The organism is Marinomonas sp. ef1, assembly GCF_002806845.1.
GTDB lineage: Bacteria > Pseudomonadota > Gammaproteobacteria > Pseudomonadales > Marinomonadaceae > Marinomonas > Marinomonas polaris.
Genome location: NZ_NHTT01000006.1, coordinates 83,542 through 101,365 on the forward strand (window position 1 = coordinate 83,542; position 17,824 = coordinate 101,365).

General features: G+C 42.4%; 21 protein-coding genes. 4 read left to right on the plus strand and 17 right to left on the minus strand.

The window, feature by feature from the left end; all coding sequences use genetic code 11:
* Nucleotides 1–131: 131 nt before the first annotated feature.
* The gene (locus tag CCS02_RS09875) at nt 132–1,025 is read right to left on the minus strand and encodes a LysR family transcriptional regulator (protein ID WP_100636448.1); all 894 of its coding nucleotides are present in this window, start codon (nt 1,023–1,025) and stop codon (nt 132–134) included.
* Between the two features lie 159 nt (nt 1,026–1,184).
* Here CCS02_RS09875 and CCS02_RS09880 point away from each other — a divergent pair, with 159 nt between their 5' ends.
* Nucleotides 1,185–1,886 (plus strand): type 1 glutamine amidotransferase domain-containing protein, encoded by a 702-nt coding sequence (locus tag CCS02_RS09880; protein WP_232728853.1) that lies wholly within the window; start codon nt 1,185–1,187, stop codon nt 1,884–1,886.
* A 101-nt stretch (nt 1,887–1,987) separates the two neighbouring features.
* Here the strand turns inward: CCS02_RS09880 and CCS02_RS09885 are convergent, their stop codons facing one another.
* Nucleotides 1,988–2,284 carry a Dabb family protein gene (locus tag CCS02_RS09885; RefSeq protein ID WP_100636449.1) on the minus strand — a complete coding sequence of 99 codons (297 nt, stop codon included), beginning with the start codon at nt 2,282–2,284 and terminating at the stop codon, nt 1,988–1,990.
* Nucleotides 2,285–2,448: 164 nt separating this feature from the next.
* Between CCS02_RS09885 and CCS02_RS09890 the strand changes: the two genes are divergently transcribed.
* Nucleotides 2,449–3,039: a LysE family translocator gene (locus CCS02_RS09890; RefSeq protein WP_100636450.1), complete on the plus strand. Its 591-nt coding sequence runs from the start codon at nt 2,449–2,451 to the stop codon at nt 3,037–3,039.
* Between the two features lie 471 nt (nt 3,040–3,510).
* On the opposite strand, the gene CCS02_RS09900 is transcribed toward CCS02_RS09890, so the two are convergent.
* The 10 genes from CCS02_RS09900 to CCS02_RS09945 form a co-directional block, all read right to left on the minus strand.
* Nucleotides 3,511–4,344 carry an AraC family transcriptional regulator gene (locus CCS02_RS09900; protein WP_100636452.1) on the minus strand — a complete coding sequence of 278 codons (834 nt, stop codon included), beginning with the start codon at nt 4,342–4,344 and terminating at the stop codon, nt 3,511–3,513.
* 26 nt (nt 4,345–4,370) lie between these two features.
* Complete coding sequence (locus tag CCS02_RS09905; RefSeq protein ID WP_100636453.1) at nt 4,371–5,177, minus strand: endo alpha-1,4 polygalactosaminidase; 807 nt, start codon at nt 5,175–5,177, stop codon at nt 4,371–4,373.
* A gap of 109 nt (nt 5,178–5,286) precedes the next feature.
* Nucleotides 5,287–6,135 carry a diaminopimelate epimerase gene (gene dapF, locus CCS02_RS09910; RefSeq protein WP_100636454.1) on the minus strand — a complete coding sequence of 283 codons (849 nt, stop codon included), beginning with the start codon at nt 6,133–6,135 and terminating at the stop codon, nt 5,287–5,289.
* Nucleotides 6,136–6,151: 16 nt separating this feature from the next.
* Entirely contained in the window at nt 6,152–6,784 is a 633-nt protein-coding gene (locus CCS02_RS09915) for a response regulator transcription factor (RefSeq protein ID WP_100186576.1), read from the minus strand.
* Nucleotides 6,785–6,803: 19 nt separating this feature from the next.
* Nucleotides 6,804–8,159, minus strand: a complete 1,356-nt coding sequence (locus CCS02_RS09920; RefSeq protein WP_100186575.1) for a cache domain-containing protein — start codon at nt 8,157–8,159, stop codon at nt 6,804–6,806.
* A 126-nt stretch (nt 8,160–8,285) separates the two neighbouring features.
* A complete protein-coding gene (locus CCS02_RS09925; RefSeq protein WP_072838891.1) occupies nt 8,286–9,575 on the minus strand; it encodes a TRAP transporter large permease in 1,290 nt (429 codons plus the stop codon).
* Nucleotides 9,576–9,608: 33 nt separating this feature from the next.
* Complete coding sequence (locus tag CCS02_RS09930; RefSeq protein ID WP_100636455.1) at nt 9,609–10,148, minus strand: TRAP transporter small permease subunit; 540 nt, start codon at nt 10,146–10,148, stop codon at nt 9,609–9,611.
* 65 nt (nt 10,149–10,213) lie between these two features.
* Entirely contained in the window at nt 10,214–11,299 is a 1,086-nt protein-coding gene (locus CCS02_RS09935) for a TRAP transporter substrate-binding protein (protein WP_100636590.1), read from the minus strand.
* A gap of 173 nt (nt 11,300–11,472) precedes the next feature.
* The gene (locus CCS02_RS09940) at nt 11,473–12,153 is read right to left on the minus strand and encodes a GDSL-type esterase/lipase family protein (RefSeq protein WP_100636456.1); all 681 of its coding nucleotides are present in this window, start codon (nt 12,151–12,153) and stop codon (nt 11,473–11,475) included.
* The gene (locus tag CCS02_RS09945) at nt 12,153–12,617 is read right to left on the minus strand and encodes a GNAT family N-acetyltransferase (protein ID WP_100636457.1); all 465 of its coding nucleotides are present in this window, start codon (nt 12,615–12,617) and stop codon (nt 12,153–12,155) included. The genes CCS02_RS09940 and CCS02_RS09945 overlap by 1 nt, the downstream gene beginning before the upstream one ends.
* 157 nt (nt 12,618–12,774) lie before the next feature.
* On the opposite strand from CCS02_RS09945, the gene CCS02_RS09950 reads away from it, so the two are divergent.
* Nucleotides 12,775–13,515 (plus strand): ElyC/SanA/YdcF family protein, encoded by a 741-nt coding sequence (locus CCS02_RS09950; protein WP_232728854.1) that lies wholly within the window; start codon nt 12,775–12,777, stop codon nt 13,513–13,515.
* On the opposite strand, the gene CCS02_RS09955 is transcribed toward CCS02_RS09950, so the two are convergent.
* A complete protein-coding gene (locus CCS02_RS09955) occupies nt 13,512–14,024 on the minus strand; it encodes a ferritin-like domain-containing protein (protein ID WP_100636459.1) in 513 nt (170 codons plus the stop codon). The genes CCS02_RS09950 and CCS02_RS09955 overlap by 4 nt on opposite strands.
* Nucleotides 14,025–14,241: 217 nt before the next feature.
* On the opposite strand from CCS02_RS09955, the gene CCS02_RS09960 reads away from it, so the two are divergent.
* Nucleotides 14,242–14,436, plus strand: a complete 195-nt coding sequence (locus tag CCS02_RS09960; protein ID WP_100186571.1) for a hypothetical protein — start codon at nt 14,242–14,244, stop codon at nt 14,434–14,436.
* Nucleotides 14,437–14,512: 76 nt separating this feature from the next.
* Here the strand turns inward: CCS02_RS09960 and dhiA are convergent, their stop codons facing one another.
* The 4 genes from dhiA to CCS02_RS09980 all read right to left on the minus strand — a co-directional run bounded on the left by dhiA (nt 14,513) and on the right by CCS02_RS09980 (nt 17,545).
* On the minus strand, nt 14,513–15,046 hold the full coding sequence (dhiA, locus tag CCS02_RS09965; protein WP_100636460.1) for a type II toxin-antitoxin system antitoxin DhiA: 534 nt from the start codon (nt 15,044–15,046) through the stop codon (nt 14,513–14,515).
* 182 nt (nt 15,047–15,228) lie between these two features.
* Nucleotides 15,229–15,891: an anthranilate synthase component II gene (locus CCS02_RS09970; RefSeq protein WP_100636461.1), complete on the minus strand. Its 663-nt coding sequence runs from the start codon at nt 15,889–15,891 to the stop codon at nt 15,229–15,231.
* Nucleotides 15,892–15,908: 17 nt separating this feature from the next.
* Nucleotides 15,909–17,318, minus strand: a complete 1,410-nt coding sequence (locus tag CCS02_RS09975; RefSeq protein WP_100636462.1) for an anthranilate synthase component I family protein — start codon at nt 17,316–17,318, stop codon at nt 15,909–15,911.
* Complete coding sequence (locus tag CCS02_RS09980; protein WP_100636463.1) at nt 17,315–17,545, minus strand: Trp family transcriptional regulator; 231 nt, start codon at nt 17,543–17,545, stop codon at nt 17,315–17,317. The genes CCS02_RS09975 and CCS02_RS09980 overlap by 4 nt, the downstream gene beginning before the upstream one ends.
* Nucleotides 17,546–17,824: the final 279 nt, after the last annotated feature.

The following is a 17,824-nucleotide window of genomic DNA, read 5'->3' on the forward strand; positions in this document are numbered from 1 at the left end:
ACTAAAATAATTCCATCTATCTATATGATAATTCATAAAAAACAGAAGATCCTCGATTCGCACAATTCCATAATAAACGTCACAGGAAATAACAAAGCTAACTAAGGTTTGTTACAGAAAAACATCGCGCATCAAAACCGAGCAAAGGATGCTTTTAGAAAATCCAGCAATAAGCGTAACTTTTTAGACTCCGCTGTTCCTGGCGGAAAGACGGCGTAAACATCAATTCCTGTGCATTTATAATCCGGCAAAATTCTTTCTAGACTGCCATTGGCGATACGCGGTAGCGCGTCGTACATAGGAATTCGTCCTATGCCATTACCGCCCTCTAAAAAGACCGTCCTCGCTGCTGCGTTGTTGGTACTAACGCCACCATGAACAGACAAACTAAACGACTTATCGCCTTGGCTAAGATGTACCGTATTTGCTGCGGGCGTATACACCACCCAATCATGGTCATAAAGTTCTTCGGGCTTAGTCGGCCTGCCGCGACGACGAAAATATTCTGGCGAACCGCACAAGCACGTCTCAAAGGTCTTTAACTTACTGGCTTGCAACCCAGAGTCTAATAAGGGAGCACCACGAATCGCGAGATCAACACCGTCTTTGATGATATTGACCACTTCATCACTTAGGGAAACATTCAGTTCGATTAAAGGATAGAGTCGTCGAAATTCATTCAGCGCCGGCACAATCACCTGCAAGCCCAAATTCACCGGACAAGAGATCTTCAATTTCCCTTCTGGCTCTTGCTTGGCTTTTTCTATTTGTAGGTTCGCTTCATGAGCTTGAAAAGCAATGGCTCGGCAACGCTGATAATAAGCTTCGCCCGTTTCGGTCAATGACAAAGATCGAGTAGTACGATTCAGTAGTTTTACCCCAAGCTGCTCTTCTAATTTTTTCAGGTGATAACTCACCACGCCTCGGGAAATCCCCATGAATTTAGCTGCCGCGGTCAAACTGCCTTGCTCCACCACTTGGGCAAACACCACCATACTTTTTAACTGCTCAAAGGAGACTTCCATAGTGACGACTCTTTTCTAAAGATAAATAAGAATAGATTTTTATTGTATCAATTATTTGACTAATGAAGTCAAAATTCACCCCATTATGCTCATTAGATTAATTAGATAGACTAGTCACAAGTTAATAAAACAACTCATTCAAACATTTAGGATTCACTTATGAACAGTCTTATGAGCAGCAAAAAAATTCTAGTCGTTCTAACATCACATTCAGATTTGGGCGATACAGGTCACAAAACAGGTTTTTGGGTAGAAGAATTCGCCGCACCTTATTATGCTTTCCTTGATGCTGGCGCAAAAGTAACTGTCGTTACACCAAAAGGTGGCCAAGCACCAATCGATCCAAATAGCACTGCGCCAGATGCGCAAACCGAAGCAACTGAACGCTTCTACAAAGATCAAGCAGCACAAGATGTTATTGCTAACACGCAAAAGCTTAGCGATGTGAAACAAGATGACTTCGATGCCATCTTCTACCCAGGCGGCCACGGCCCACTTTGGGATTTGACTGAAAACGAAGAATCTATTGCCTTGATCGAAAGCTTCATCGCAGCGAATAAGCCAATCTCTTCTGTTTGCCACGCACCAAGCGCGTTCTTGAACATCAAAGACGCAGACGGAGAGTACTTCATCAAGGGTAAAACCGTGACAGGCTTCACTAACAGCGAAGAAGCGGCTGTGCAATTGACAGAAGTTGTGCCTTTCTTGCTAGAAGATGAAATGAAAAAACGCGGTGCAGATTACAAAAACACGGCGGACTGGACACCATTTGCAGTTCAAGACGGTTTGATGATCACAGGTCAAAACCCTGCCAGCTCGGAATTAGTAGCTGAAAAACTATTGGCTCAATTGGCTAAATAAGCGCCAATCACCATAAGCACAAAAAACCCGCCTCAAGGAAACTTGAGGCGGGTTTTCTATTTTGCATGACTAAAAAGTGACTAAATATTATTAACAAGATGCTATAAGGCGTAATCGAAAACGATAATGTCTTCTAAAATCGGCCCTAGTTGTGCTTTTAATACTTCGTGTTCTGGGTGAGGAATGTAGGCATCACGCGCGGCTTCGTCCACAAAGGTCATAAACACACAATGGGTATACTCTTTATTGCGCCCTTCTGGACTATTGTTTAGTCCCCACTCAACCGACTCAATGCCATCAATTTTACTTTTAATCGTCTCAAAATTGGTCAAAGACGTGGCAATATCCGCTTCGCTGGCTTGCGCTTTATATTGAATAAACAACACATGACGAATCATAAAGACTCCTGTTTAGATAAATGATTTAGCAAAATCATACTCCGCTCCTCCCTCTAAAAATATGCAGACGGTAAACATTCCTTAAAAGGTCAATTTTGTTCAATACGCAAGGTTCCTAAAAAACGATAGTGAGTGCCTGTTGATTATTTTTTTAGGAACACCTGATGACTCTCTCGTTAATCATTTCTATGTCTTTGTTTGCCTTGGCGGCGTCTTTGTCTCCCGGGCCGGTGAACCTTGTCTCGCTAAGTGGCAGCGCTCGTTATGGAATCAAAACTGGGCTTATTTTTGTGACTGGAGCGACGCTCGGCTTTATTGTGCTGTTTTTACTGATTGGCTTTGGACTGCATTACTTAATTGACCAATTAAGCTGGATCACTCAAGTGCTGCAATGGTTAGGCATCGCTTTTCTACTGTACTTGAGCTATCAGTTATTCACCGACAATGGCGAGCTAAATTCGGATAAGCACAATAACGCGCCAACCTTTATGACGGGTGCCATTATGCAATGGCTCAATCCAAAAGCTTGGCTGGCATCGTTGTCTGGTATTGCGGCCTATATTCCCAATGCGGAAGCGATAGAAGTGATGATTTTTGCGAGCTTATATTTACCAATTTGTTGGCTGTCTTTAGGTATTTGGGTGTGGATAGGAAAAATACTCGGGCAATATTTTCAAAGCCCTGCCAAGATGCGCTTGATGAATAAAACCTTGGCGATATTACTGGCAGCAAGTTGTATGCTAATCCTTGTCTGATAGACAAAACTAACCACCTGAATGGATCTATTATGGATTGGCCCCCTTCATTATGAGCGATTTCACATATCGATACGCTGAAAAAATAGACAAAAAAACAATGCTTAGAAAAAGAGATATAAATATTCCAGAAATTGGGTAAAACGTTCTACCCGTGTCTTGAACAATTTTCTGGGTGATTACGTTTAATTCATGCGTATATTCATTTTTCTCGAACATGCCATTTGAATTAAGGTCATAGGTAGATGCAAGAACATCCAACATTCCGTCGTATAAAAACGTGAGAAAAACCGAGACAATATATATACATGCTGCGACGGCAAATACTCTGAGAAAAAAGTGATCCCACGCTCGCATGCGATAACTAACAACCAAAGCCAACAATATCGTTCCATAGCCTATGATCCTAGGTCCAAACTCAACCAGAAACATCATTTGTAGTTATCATCCTTATAACTAGGGTCTTAGAATTTAAGAAGAAACCGAGCGCCGATACTGGTCTGGTGTTGCTGCTACTCGCTGCTTAAACACGCGCTGGAAATGTGCTTGATCACTAAAGCCAATAGTCTGAGCAACGTCTGCAATGGCTTGACCATGTTTCAACGCTTGCTGACCAAGTTGAACACGACGATTCAAACGATATGCGTGTGGCGTCATATTAAAGTGGCGCTTAAACGCACGTACTAAATAGCCAGTACTGAAACCAAATTCAGTACTGATTTGCTCAATCGAGGTATCGTGCAAACAGTATTGGTGCAAATAATCCGCCACTTGATACAAGTTATTCGTAGGCAACGCAGTGGAGGATTCGGTGTTATTAGCGTCTAATTGAGTGAACAAATCCACCAGCATCGCTTCTAGCCTTTGGCCTTTTTCTAAAGACGAAAGAACACCCGACATTAAACACTCACATACTTCTACAAATGCCTGATAAGCCTGAACTGACATTAAAGTATCACCCAAGGTATCTTGCCAGATCTTAGTTTCTCTAGTGCCATGGGCGAACAATAAGGACGCTAACCAATCCTTGTCTAAATGCATCATGTAATAAGCCCATGGAGAATCTTGACGAGGATTACAAGCATGAACGACATTAGGGTTCATCATCACCAAAGCACCATGTTCAACAGCGTGTAAACGGTCCGCACAGAGGAATTCACTCTGACCTTTTAGAATGGCACCAATCGACCATTCTTGATGGGAATGCGGTGCGTAGCTCACGTTTCTACCATCCAATACTTGGCGAAGCTCCACATAAGGCAAAGCCTGATCTCGCCAAAAAAGAGGATGGGTAGAAGGTGTCATCTTGTCGTCCTATTCAATCAGGTAGTTTATGGTAAACAACTTAGGCGAAACTTGTCATCTAAAGTGACAGGCAAAACTAAAGTACTAAATTCTAAGGTCAACGACTGCTTACACATAGCGCTTCGTTGTGCTTCATCATCCACATAAATTCGACGATATTCCGCATTCAATACAGGCTTACCAGCTTTAATAAAACTTGAATAAGAACGGCATTCGGAAAATTCAAAGCATTGCTCTGTGATTGCAAAATCAAAATCACTACTCAACGCCCGAGCCTGATCAGGATCATTTTTCAGACCAATTGCCAAACCTCTAGCGTGGGCTTGCGCGGCTAAAAAGCGATTGTAATCTAATTGGTCATTGGCTCGGAATGAAAAACCGGTATTAGTTCGGTAACTGTCGACGTTATCTGGCTCTACACCATCACATCCTTTTGAGACGGCTAGATCAAGACGACGAATCATGACATCACGCACTTGGCTAGAACGAATCTCTAACCAGCGCTCATTGTCCCAACCACTCAAGGTTTTACCCAAATCTTTGGCAGCAAAATCGGCTGCGTCAGGCCGCCAATCTTCGTATGAACCCGCTGAAAAATAACAAATGACTTTTTTACCGGATGCTTGTAGACGTTGGATCAGCTCAACAGAAGAATCAAATAAATCGATGTCGTATAAATCCACGTCGTAATCTTCATTAACAACGCCATCAAGCTGCCACTGCCAAGTCACAGAAACCGGTGGGCGATACCAATCATCCGCCGCATAAAGAGGGGAAAAAAGAGATGACAGCAGCATATACAACACACTGGCAGGAAAAAGTAGAACGCGCATAGTGGACTCCATATGCTCAAAAGGCTAAAAAGCCCGCGACAGGTCTTGCCGCAAGCCCCCACTCTACTCTGTTATGACGTGAAAGGCTCTCAATCTAATGGCTTAGATTCTAGTGGAACAGCTGAGACAGGCATTCTGTGGAAATACTGCCATGACAGATGGCTGTGACACCGCCGCTCATGCTGACACGAAAATCATCGTTAATTTCAATATCGATCTGGCCGCCCGGCATCATCACCTTGATAGACGAGTCACATAAACCTAACTTATACGCCACTGCGGCAGCGGCGCAACTGCTACTGCCAGATGCCAAGGTATAACCTGCTCCTCGCTCCCAGATTTCGATTACAATATGATTACGATCAATGACTTGCATAAATTGCACATTGGTTCGATTAGGAAAGTTGGGATGTGTTTCAATCAAGGGGCCAAATTCTTTTGCCATGATTTCGGTTGGCGACTCGACCAAAATCACGCAATGAGGATTGCCAATAGTGACCGCGCTGTAAATATGATTCAGGCTCATTACATTAAGATTTTCTAACAAGACTTCGCGAGGTTCACCCCAAACTGGAATGTCTTGGCTAAGAAAAGACACCTTACCCATTTCCACATCCACTCGCAGTCCATTGTCAGACACTTGTGCTTTGACCACACCACCTTTGGTTTCAATGGTAAAAGGTTTATCTTTCACCAAACCTTGATCCCATAGAGAACGACAAAATATCCGCAAGCCGTTACCGCTTTTCTCCGCTTCGCTGGCATCGGGATTAAATATACGTAAACCAAAGTCTGCGACATTAGAAGAAAATGGACCAATCAACACACCATCTGACGCCACGCCATAATGTTTGTGGCAAATGTTTTTAATGATCAAGGCGGCAGGCTCATCAGGAAACTCATCTGGCGATACGACTAAATACACATTACCTAGCGCATGATACTTACGAAAATCCATTGCCTTATTCCTCTGGTTATTCAATTAACTGATTGGCTAAAGCGTATTTTATCAAGCCTGCAGATGTATGAATATCCAACTTGTTTTTAATATTCTGTCGATGTGTTTCGACAGTTCTCACACTGATATTCAAGGATTGACCAATTTCTTTATTAGATAATCCTGCCGCTAGCGCTTTCAACACAGCCACTTCTCGTTTAGTTAAGTCATCAGACTGTTTAGGAGAAGCCGCCAATGAAAACAGCGAATCAGACGCTCCTGAGCTAAAATACGTGCCACCTTGGCACACGGTATTAATGGCTTGGACTAACTCTTCTGATGACACATCTTTTAAAACATAGCCATTCGCACCTGACTGAATTAATGACAAGATATACTCTTTGTCATTATGCATACTAAGCATCAAAATTTTGACATTGGGCTGCTCTGCTTTAAACCGTTTAGTGGCTTCTAGTCCATTTAATATCGGCATAGAAACATCCATCAGAACCAGATCTGGCTGGGCTTCTTTGGCTTTTTCTAACGCATCCAAGCCATTAGATGCCGTTGCAATAATGTCGATATTGCCCTCTAGTTCCAAACGAGCTTGCAGTCCATCCAAAACTAACATGTGGTCATCAACTAAGAGAACTCGAATATTTTTTATCATTATTAATCTTCTCTATGTACTAAAAGCGTTGCTCAAGAGGCAACAAAGCATGCACTTTTGTGCCCTTGCCACGTTGTGATTCCAACATAAAATCACCACCAATTAATTCGATTCGTTCGCGCATATTGATCAAACCAATCCCTGAAAACAGATCTGATTTTTTCGAGATGCCTTTGCCGTCATCAAAACACTCAAACATCACATGTCGATGAGATTGCAAAACTTGCAGTGAGATATTTTTGGCTTGAGCGTGCTTTTCAATATTGGTTAACGACTCTTGAGTTAGACGATAAACTGTAATCTCTATTTCATCAGGTAACTTAGTAGACACATCAAAACGATACGTGACCTGAATTTCAGTGCGTTCCATAAATTGGTCAATCAAGGCTTTAAGCGCCGTATCCAAACCTAAATCATCCAATAAGGTTGGTCGTAAATTATGGGAAATCTGCCGCACCTCACTGATGGTCTGATTAATCAGATCACCCGCTTTCGCCAATTCTTGATGAATCACTTCTTTTTCATGACCACGCTTTAATTTATTTTCCGCTAACTCAATACGAAACTTACAACTTACCAATAATTGATTAATGCCATCGTGAAGTTCACGAGAAAAGCCTCGTCTTTCATTAACTTGCAGACGCATAAAACGTTGAGCCAGTTCTTTTAGTCTTGAGTCCGCCAATTTGTGCTCATGAAGATTAATCGCCAAACCTAACAAAATAACCAAAACTACGGTTACTACAACCACGGCAATCACGGTAAAAAAACTACGCTGAATATTGTCATTCATGGTGGCTTTGGTTTTGGCTAGCTCTGCGTAAATATCATCAAGATACAGTCCGGTGCCCATTATCCAATGCCACCGATCAATGGCGACTACATAGCCCAACTTATCTTCTTGCTTCATTAGTGGCGGCTTTTCCCAAATGTATCTGTGATAACCGCCACCAGCCTGAGCCGCACGAATTAAGCCTTGGATTAAATAGTTTCCAGTGCGATCCTGAAAGTTCCATAAATTTTTACCGACAAAATCCGGCTGAGTTGGATGGACTAAATTTATCCCAGACATTTCATAGGCGAAGAAATAACCGTCATCTTCGTAACTTAATCCTTCCAGAATTTTTTTCACTCGACTTTGTGCTTCAGCATCACCTAACTGGTCATCCTCCAATATTGGACGAATAGCTGACATAGCAATATTAACGTGATTCTTCAACGCTAACTTTTTAGCATTTACTAAATTGAATTCATAAATAGACAGTTCTTGCGAAGCCAACTCGCGAGCAGATTGAAAGCCCAGATAGGTAATGATGGCTGTCGCGACAATTAAAGGCGCAACGGCAAGGAGAATGATTTTACTTTTTAATCCCACGGATAAAGACCTTTTTTATTATTTTATACTGTCAAGATCATACATTTAACTCATTCTTAGTATTCCTAAAATAGCAAAAAAGCGGGCAATACCCGCTTTTAAACTAGAGTCTAAACCATCTTAGAATCAGTCCATTCCATATAACTCAGGAAAAACCATAATACTGACCAAAACGAGGATCTGGATCAATATAAACGGCATGACGCCTTTATAAATATCCATTGTTCTAATCGAACTGGGCGCCACCCCTTTTAAATAGAATAGACTAAAACCAAACGGCGGGGTTAAAAAGGATGTCTGTAGATTCATCGCAATCAAAATCGCGAACCACACCATATTGATACCCAATGCTTCGGCAACAGGAGCCAAGATAGGCACAATGATAAATGCGATTTCAACAAAGTCGATAAAGAAGCCCAAGATCAAAATTGCAATCATGGCTAAGATAATAAAGCCCCATTTTTCACCAGGAAGATTCAATAAGACTTCTTCGACAATCGCATCGCCACCCGTGTAACTAAACGCCATAGAGAAGGCGGTTGCGCCCATCAGAATAGCAAATACCATTGCCGTAACTTTTACTGTTTCCAATCCACTGTCGTAGAGCATTTTCCAGCTAAATTGACGATAAATAAGAGCCAATACTATCGCGCCCATGCCACCTAACGCAGAAGACTCGGTTGGTGTCGCAATCCCTGTAAAGATCGAGCCCAACACAATCAACACCAAAGCCAAAGGCGGGATAATCGCTTTTAGTGCGCTACGGATTTGTTGTGCGCGTGTTTCATTATCTAAATCCTGCGGCATAGCTGGCGCTAGCTCAGGTTTTAAAAAAGTAAGGATCAAGATATAAACAATATAACAAACAATTAAAATCATGCCGGGAAACAAAGCAGCATGAAAAAGATCGCCAACAGGAATGCCCAAAACATCCCCCAAGATGATCAAAATAATCGACGGTGGAATGATTTGCCCCAAGGTACCAGAAGCACAAATCGTTCCGCAGGCTAAAGATTTGTTGTAATTATATTTCAGCATCACAGGCAAAGATATTAGCCCCATTGCCACGACACTCGCACCAACCACACCGGTCGATGCAGCCAATAACGCGCCCACTAGAATAGTAGAAATTGCCAAGCCACCGCGAACGCCACCAAACAGTTTGCCCATGGCTTCTAATAACTGCTCTGCTAGCCTCGTCTTTTGCAACACGATGCCCATAAACACAAACAAAGGCACCGCCATCATCACAGTATTTTCCATGTAGCTTTGAATGCGGAACGGCATGAAAGCGAACATATCAAAACCTTCGGCAAAAACACCGAAGATCAAGGCCACACCACCAAAGGTAAAGGCCACAGGGAACCCCAGTAAAAGCAACACTAGGGCAACAAAGAACATGATTATTCCAATCATAAATAACCTATAAGCTTAAAATGGAGACAAGAATTAATGTTGAATAGGCGGATGTGAAAAACCTTCTTCACTTACGCCGCGCAGCACATTGATGCAGCGAATAATCATTCCTAATCCACTGATTGCCATAGAGAAAAAAGCAACAGGAATAACCGCTTTAATGATCCAACGATATGGCAAACCACCAGGATCACCACTGGTTTCACCAAGGGAAAAAGCCTCGTAAGAAAAGCCTACACCGTAATAACCAACCAATAAGGTGAAAGGCATTAGAAATACGACACAACCAAACAAATCTATCCAAGCTTTACCGCGAATCGATAAATTTTCATAAATCAAATCCACACGTACATGACCACCATGCTGAATACCGTAAGGTATGCCTAATAAGAAAATCGCAGCATATAAATGCCACTCCAGTTCTTGCATACCGATCGACACATCGTTAAAGGCATAACGCATCAAAACGTCGTAAAAAACGTTAAATAACAGGCCAATAAATAAGATGGTAGAAATAATACCCAGTAGATTCGAAAAACGAGTGATACCCCGTTCTAGGCCGATTAACCACATAACAAACTCCTAGAAAAGACAAAGGGCGAGGTCATACTAAGTACTCACTCACCCTGTCAGAGGTTTTATTGATCTAGACGGTCAACGCTTTCAAGATAAGCGCGATCGGAGATATTCGACCAAACACGTGCTGTTTTAATGTACGCGGCCTGAGAATCGATAATTTCTTTCGCCAATGGATCTTTCGCGGCTTCTTCCGTCAAAAGTTCGTCGTTGGCTTTTTTCATCGCATTCAAAACAGGTTGAGGAAAGGTTTTAACTTGAATATCTGGGTATTCAGATTTCATCGTTGCCCAGTTCACACCACTTTCATGGTAGCTCTGAATATACATATCATAAGCTGACACCTTCATCGCTACGCGCAATATTTCACGAAGATCGTCTGGCAGTTTTTTCCACGTCCGTTCGTTCACAAGGAACTGAAGTTCCGTTGCAGGCTCATGCCAACCTGTGTAGTAGTAAGGCGCAATTTTGTGGAAGCCCATACGCAAATCAAGTGACGGCCCAACCCATTCAAGCGCATCAATCGTGTTACGCTCAAGCGCTGTGTATAACTCGCCCGGTGGGATATTCGTTGGTTTTGCGCCTAGTTTTGCTAACACTTCACCGGCAAAACCTGGAATACGCATTTTCAGACCTTGTAGGTCCTCAACGGAATTGATCTCTTTTCTGAACCAACCGCCCATCTGTACGCCAGTATTACCACCTGGGAAAGAAAGCAAACCGAATGGTTGATACACTTTTTCCATCAACTTCATACCATCACCATAATAGAACCAGCCGTATTGCTCTGGCGCAGTCATACCAAAAGGCATAGTGGTGAAATAAACAGTATTAGGAACTTTACCTTTCCAGTAATAAGACGCGGAGTGGCCTAGGTCGTATTGGCCAGAACGCACCATATCAAACACACCCAAAGGTGCTTTATGTTTGTTAGCAGAATCGATGGTGATTTTAAGACGGCCACCAGACATTTCTTCTGCAATACGAACCATGTTTCTTGGTGCATCACCAAAGATAGGAAAGTTAGTTGCCCAAGTCTCGGCCATTTTCAATTTGTAGACTTTTTCTGCTGCGAGAGCAGGTAAAGAGAAAGCGCTTAATGCCACTGCGGTTGCAGCAACAAGAGTTGTGAGTTTTAAGGATTTCATTGTTTTTATCATCCTGTAGTCTTATTTTTTATAATTTAAGATCGAGCAGGATTAATAATCGCGCGTATAGAAAGTGCAAACAATTCGTACGAATACCGACTTTATAAAGCGGAAACTACGTACTAGACTCAGTATTAATACGTAGAATTTAACTAAAAACCTTCACCATAAAATTAATTTTCTGCCATTAACTCAACTATATAAGGCTCTATGGCATCAGCAAAAATTTGATATTGGCTAGCGTTGGGGTGTAAAAAATCACTCATGATATTACTGGTTAGGCGACCTTTTTCATCCAGAAAAACGTGATTAATGTCTTGGAAAAATATCTTTTTATCATCTGCATAGCTGCAAATAATCTGATTCACTTCGTTGTTCAACATACGCAGTTTCTGCGTTGGTTTCGCACTACGAGGGAAAATAGCCAAGAGCAGAATTTTTGTCTGCGGTAACTTTTCTGCCAATACAGACAAAATCTGCTTAATACCCAACGCTGTATCTTCAGCTTTGTCCATGCGATGACCTGCGTTATTCGTACCAACTAATAAAACCAATAACTTAGGCTGAATATTATCGACTTCTCCATGGGCAAGTCGCCATAAAACGTTCTCTGTTTTATCACCATTGAATCCTAAATTCAGTGCATGCCTTAGTTGATAAAAAGCCTGCCAAACATCCGCGCCTTCTTTCTCCCAAGCTTGTGTAATGGAATCCCCAAGGAACACCAAATCCACTCGCTCCATGGCACTCTTTTCAGCTAATTTTTCCTCATGACGAGGCAACCACCAAATGGCTTCTTGTGGCATTGCCTTGATAGATAAAGGTTCTTTAGGTAACTTTTTTGCTGCTTTCATCACAAATAACACCCCAGAAAATGCGTTCCCGGAATTGGGTTGTAACTCACCGGATCACAAGGTTCAAAACCCAAACGAACATACAAGCGTCTTGCGGTTTCAAAATCTGCCAATACATCAAGACACATACGTTGATAGCCATTTTCCTTGGCACAAGACATAAGAGCAGTGACTAATTTCTCGCCCAAACGATGACCGCGTTCAGTTGGACGAATATAGACTCGCTTCATTTCGCAAACTTTCGCATCAACTCGACGAAAAGCCCCGCAGCCGACGACCTCGTTATCTTTCCAGATAAGTAAAACCACACCATTAGGAAGCGAGTATTTACCATCTAAAGCAACAAACTCTTGTTCATTCTGCTGATAGTCCAAGCTTACTGGCGCCGACGCTATATACTCACGAAAAATAGCTAACACACTGTCATTGTCTTGCGGAAAATCGGCAGGGCGAATGGAAAACATGTAGTGTCCTTACGTTGAAAACTTGATAAGCAAAATAATACCGACAAAACAACCTGAAAAACAAAACTTAATAGAGTCCTTTTAAGCTTTAAGGCAAAACCATACTCCTTTATCATCGCTGCATTCTAAACTGACACGATTAAAGAGATATAACACCTTGGGCATTGTTCTTTTTTACATCAAGAAAATCATCGGCTATATGCTGATGCCAATTCCTCTAACCTTAGTAGCTATGTGCCTTGCGTTTTTACTGATGAAGAAATGGCCGAAAATCGCCCGATTTTTCTTGTTATGCGGCATATTAATGTTGGGATTAACCAGCTGGAACCCTGTCGCAAATACATTGATTGCGACGGTAGAACACGACTTCCCAGTATTTGATACTAAGCAACCTGTTGATGCCGTTATCGTCCTCGGTAGTGGCCATAAAGATCTTAGCAATACACCGACGATCATGGCGCTAGGCAACAGCGCACTATTTCGACTCGAAGAAGGTTTGCGTATTCTAAAAGCCAACCCAAACGCGCAATTATTTGTTTCTGGTTATTCAGGTGAAATGACAGAGCCTCACGCAGAAGTCATGCGCCGAGCTGCCATTGAATTAGGAATACAACCAGACAGGATCAAAGCCTTTCCTCTCGCCAAAGACACAGAAGAGGAAGCCAATATGATGAAACCTTACCTAGAAGAAAAACGAGCAGCGCTGGTAACAGAAGCGTCACACCTAAAACGTGCGTCTATCTTCTTCGAAAAAGCAGGCGTAAATATCATCCCAGCACCAGCGATGTATTTAGGATCAGAAAAAAGTGACTGGCAAATAGACGCCACTGCCAACTACAAAAGCCAAAGAGCGTTTTACGAATGGCTTGGACGTACTTGGCAATGGATTAAAGGCTAAAACTTATTTTGCCACTTTTGGAAAGCAGCTAAATGATTCTCTGAAGCATCATGTAAGCGAATAAACACGTCTCTCACATCACTTGGTAAATCTTGTTTTAAAAAGCGTTCATACATCTCGATATTCGCGATTTCAGCTGCAACACCAACAGCAAATGTCTCGGCATAGCTCGCAGGCATCACCGCGCTTTCCACGCCACGATCCACTGGCAAGGCGAAATCATAACGCTCAAACAAAGGCTCTAACCAAGAAATGTGTCTTTCTTCGGTCTTAATGATATTAGTAAAAGGTTTCTGTCCACCAAAAGTACGAATCACCTCTTGATATTCTCCTCGCGCTAAATATTCATCTTCCAAGGCATAGCTCAGCATGGACTCCAACGTCAGCACTTTATCTACTTCATTCTGTGCGCCAGCAGCACCATAGCCTTCAGCCGCAGCAATAGACGGAAAACAAACAATCACCCAAGAGACAAGTACACCACTCAACCATAATTTAACGCTCTTCATTTCGCTCTCCTATCAAGCAATAAGACCAGTGCAAAAAAAACATTAGAAAATACTAATATATAAATTAAAGCACAGATAATCAGTTACTCCAGCAATAGAAGAGAATTTATTGATATAGGTCGTTAAATGGATGGAAAAATGACTCAGTAGAGTTGGTTGTTATACGTCATGTCTCCTACTAGCATTTATACGACAAAGGACCTTATAAGGCTAAAGAATGAACTCTATAATTACATACGAAGTTGATGAAAAAGATAACCAAATATCTCATGATGCTTGGTTAACACAGCAAGTAAACGCCGCTTTCGAGAATATGGAAAACGGCCTTGCGGTTTTTGTGTCAAACGAAGAAGCCAATGCTCAGATGACTGAGTTTAAAAGGAAAATTCGAGCTAAAAATAAGCTGTACTGACTCAATCTGAACTGCTGATCGTCGCTTTTAACAAAGTGAAAGACGACATTGCTGTATTTGTCTCGAACTAAACCCTCTAATGCGAAACAATGGTCGAGTTTGGCAACGATTCCCCAACTCTCTCTTTGGCAATTTCAATTACCGCATGGGCAAGCTGTACCAAGGTCGCAAAGTTAGGCTTAGTTTCAGGTTTAAGAGATCGATAAGCACTGGTTCGGCTTTTAATCCCCGCTCTTGCAATCACGACACTGTGTCCGAATAACTCAACATAGGAACGAATAGCGGCTTGCAAAATGTCTGGGCGACCTTCTTTCATAGAGTCCCATGAAGCCTGTTTAATCACTTCTTCCATTTGTTCAACATCAAACCGTACGTTTGATGTCTGATAAACACCTTTTGTGATGCCTCGTAATATGCTCGCAGTAAGTTCATTGCCATTCCAATTCAATGCTCCGTCAGAGGTTAAAGCGAAGCGTTTAAAATCTTTCACGTTAGCAAATGGCTGTCTTGAAAAGTAATCAGACAAGTCTGCTTCGCCTTCAAAACCATCGCTAAAGATTAAAGCCAAGGTGTGATCTTTAACCCAATCTACATCAATAATTTTTAACATAAATCCTCCAACTTCCCCGGGTTCTCACCCTTCACTGCTTTACGCCACATCTGCATGAGTTGATATCTAAAACTATAGGTTAGTCTCTCAAAAGAGACAAATATTTTATAAACACAAAAAAAGCAGCGACCATTGCTGGACACTGCTTTTTAATATTTAAAAGGTACTAAATTTCTAATTAATCAAACCTGAAACAAGAAGTTTTTGATCAGGTCTTTACCGCCTTCGGTAGCAAAGGATTCTGGGTGAAACTGAATCCCTTGAATTGGGTATTCTTTATGGCGAACGCCCATGAGTTCGAACTTGCCACCTTGGTGGATCTTCGCGATATCATTGAAGTCAGCTTCTTTTAAATCACCAACTGAGGCTGTGACTTCCAACACGTCAGGAAAGCTTTCTGCTTCGGCGATTAGCGAGTGGTAACGCATGACTTCTAGTTGATCAGGAATGTCGTGGAAGATGCCTTCGCCGTTGTGGGTAATCGGGCTGGTTTTCCCGTGCATTGGCAATGGCGCTTTGACCACTTTGCCACCGAATACATGACAAATCCCCTGCATGCCCAAGCAAACGCCCAGCAATGGAATGGTTTTACCGAATTCCAAAATCACGTCAGCACACACACCAAAGTAAGCTTTGTCGTCTGGGGAACCTGGTCCTGGGGAAATAATAATGCGATCTGGCGCAGCGGCACGAATGTCGTCTAACGTGACTTCATCGTTACGTTTTACGATCACTTCGAAGGCGTCGATTTCACCACGACTTTTTTCAGTTTCTAACACTTCACCAATAAACTGATACAGGTTGTAAGTGAAGGAATCATAGTTGTCGATAATATAAACTTTCATGTCGGCTTCCCTTACTCCTAATTCGCTTTTGGCGCAAAGCTGTCTAACACACGTTTAGTGCCGGCAAATTTGCGTTGGATTTCTTCGTATTCGTCTTCGGCATTGGAGTCATACACATTGCCGCCACAGGTTTGCACATAGGCTTTGTTACCATTGGCAAACACGGTACGAATCGGAATCGCAAACATACAATCGCCATTGAAAGAGAACTGACCAACCGCGCCGCCGTAAGGACCACGACCGTCGTTTTCCAAATCATCGATGATCTTCATCGCTTCTATTTTCGGTGCGCCAGTCAAGGTTCCTGCTGGGAAGTTGCTAGCTAATGCTGAGAACATGTCGTGATCTTCCGCCATGATGCCGACAATCTCGCTGGAAATGTGCTGAACATGACTAAAACGTTTAATGTCCATCAAACTACGCACTTTCACTGTACCAAATCGCGCCACTCGGCCAATGTCGTTGCGATGCAAATCGACAATCATATTGTGCTCGGCGATTTCTTTCGGATCGTTCAACAAAGCACGCGCAAAGGCAGTGTCTTCTGCGGCGTCTTTACCACGTTTAGCTGTACCAGCTAGTGGGAAGGTTTCCATTTCCCCTTGGCGTACACGGAACAATAATTCTGGGCTCGCACCGATAACTTTTTGCTCGCCAAACTTGATGTAATACATTTGCGGGGATGGATTCACTTCACGCAATTGTTCGTACAAATTAATGGTGTCGCCTTCCATATCGAACCATTTTTTGAAGCCCACTTCACACTGGAAGATCTTACCTTCGATGATGTCTTGCTTCACCTTGGCAACCGCATCCGCGTGATCGGTTTTGCTCATCGACTCACCAGCAGGACGAACCACAAATGAGCCGTTTTCTGGCGTCGGTTCCGCCATCATGCTATTCACTAAATCCACACGATTCCCTGTGGAATCGTCGTCGTAATAGAAGTAGAAAACCTCGCCTGTCATCTTGTCCAGAATCAGACCATCTTTGTACAAACCAAAACGAAATGCGTCGAACATCTCGCTTGATTGTAGATCCAACGTCGGCTCAAAATAGTTCATGCTGTCGTAACCAATATAACCCGTTAAACCACCGGCAAAACCACGCGACAAAATATTTTGCGGCACGATATCGCGTAGCAAATAATAAGGGTTATCGGATTCGAAAGACTCAGTGCTGCCATCACGTTCTTGAATAAACAGCTGCTTGCCTTCGGCCCAGATCAATTTTTCAGGTTCAAAACCAATAATCGAGTGACGAGAAATGTAACTTTCTTCACCAAGGGATTCCAACATAAAACAGTTATCAAAACGCTTCTCGACTTTCTTAAACAAGTCAAAAAAATCGCAGGCAGAACTGATGGTGACATACTTAGGTTTACGCGGCAGCGTGATGCGCTGCGGCTTTTTATTATATGAACTCATATCTCTTTTAATTCCTTCAATGCTCGGGAACCACGGGTCACAGTGGCAATACCCACACCCAATTGTTTCGCAATGTCTCGCTGCGGCACACCTTGCTCCAACAGAGAGAAAATTTGTAATCTGTGTTGCATCTCGTTGATTTCATTCGGAGTTAGCAAGGCTTTTAAGCGCTTCTCCAACACCGCTTCATCACCGGCTTCGGTTAAAAACTGGACCAAGTCCTTCATAGGATTAGACTCTCACAAGGAGGTTTGTATTCATGTACTAGTACAGTATTTCATTTTAATACCTAAATCAATATTTAAAATTATCAAGTAGGGATAAGGAGCTTTGGGATCGAATGAAGGTATTACTGGGAGCGATTGGAACCATTGGTATAGCTGGAATAGTAGCGGCACATTTGTATGGTCAGGAGATTGCTCGGTCAAAATAAGCTAGTTAGAGCATGCTTCCTTCTGTCTACTATAAAATGACTGGCTTATTCGCGGAAATCACTTAACCAGTAG

Excerpts from the sequence above, each read along its gene's own strand:
- CCS02_RS09875 (WP_100636448.1), bottom strand. The coding sequence starts at position 1,025 with ATGGAAGTCTCCTTTGAGCAGTTAAAAAGTATGGTGGTGTTTGCCCAA.
- CCS02_RS09880 (WP_232728853.1), top strand. The coding sequence starts at position 1,185 with ATGAACAGTCTTATGAGCAGCAAAAAAATTCTAGTCGTTCTAACATCA.
- CCS02_RS09885 (WP_100636449.1), bottom strand. The coding sequence starts at position 2,284 with ATGATTCGTCATGTGTTGTTTATTCAATATAAAGCGCAAGCCAGCGAA.
- CCS02_RS09890 (WP_100636450.1), top strand. The coding sequence starts at position 2,449 with ATGACTCTCTCGTTAATCATTTCTATGTCTTTGTTTGCCTTGGCGGCG.
- CCS02_RS09900 (WP_100636452.1), bottom strand. The coding sequence starts at position 4,344 with ATGACACCTTCTACCCATCCTCTTTTTTGGCGAGATCAGGCTTTGCCT.
- CCS02_RS09905 (WP_100636453.1), bottom strand. The coding sequence starts at position 5,177 with ATGCGCGTTCTACTTTTTCCTGCCAGTGTGTTGTATATGCTGCTGTCA.
- dapF (WP_100636454.1), bottom strand. The coding sequence starts at position 6,135 with ATGGATTTTCGTAAGTATCATGCGCTAGGTAATGTGTATTTAGTCGTA.
- CCS02_RS09915 (WP_100186576.1), bottom strand. The coding sequence starts at position 6,784 with ATGATAAAAAATATTCGAGTTCTCTTAGTTGATGACCACATGTTAGTT.
- CCS02_RS09925 (WP_072838891.1), bottom strand. The coding sequence starts at position 9,575 with ATGATTGGAATAATCATGTTCTTTGTTGCCCTAGTGTTGCTTTTACTG.
- CCS02_RS09930 (WP_100636455.1), bottom strand. The coding sequence starts at position 10,148 with ATGTGGTTAATCGGCCTAGAACGGGGTATCACTCGTTTTTCGAATCTA.
- CCS02_RS09935 (WP_100636590.1), bottom strand. The coding sequence starts at position 11,299 with ATGAAATCCTTAAAACTCACAACTCTTGTTGCTGCAACCGCAGTGGCA.
- CCS02_RS09940 (WP_100636456.1), bottom strand. The coding sequence starts at position 12,153 with ATGAAAGCAGCAAAAAAGTTACCTAAAGAACCTTTATCTATCAAGGCA.
- CCS02_RS09945 (WP_100636457.1), bottom strand. The coding sequence starts at position 12,617 with ATGTTTTCCATTCGCCCTGCCGATTTTCCGCAAGACAATGACAGTGTG.
- CCS02_RS09955 (WP_100636459.1), bottom strand. The coding sequence starts at position 14,024 with ATGAAGAGCGTTAAATTATGGTTGAGTGGTGTACTTGTCTCTTGGGTG.
- CCS02_RS09960 (WP_100186571.1), top strand. The coding sequence starts at position 14,242 with ATGAACTCTATAATTACATACGAAGTTGATGAAAAAGATAACCAAATA.
- dhiA (WP_100636460.1), bottom strand. The coding sequence starts at position 15,046 with ATGTTAAAAATTATTGATGTAGATTGGGTTAAAGATCACACCTTGGCT.
- CCS02_RS09970 (WP_100636461.1), bottom strand. The coding sequence starts at position 15,891 with ATGAAAGTTTATATTATCGACAACTATGATTCCTTCACTTACAACCTG.
- CCS02_RS09975 (WP_100636462.1), bottom strand. The coding sequence starts at position 17,318 with ATGAGTTCATATAATAAAAAGCCGCAGCGCATCACGCTGCCGCGTAAA.
- CCS02_RS09980 (WP_100636463.1), bottom strand. The coding sequence starts at position 17,545 with ATGAAGGACTTGGTCCAGTTTTTAACCGAAGCCGGTGATGAAGCGGTG.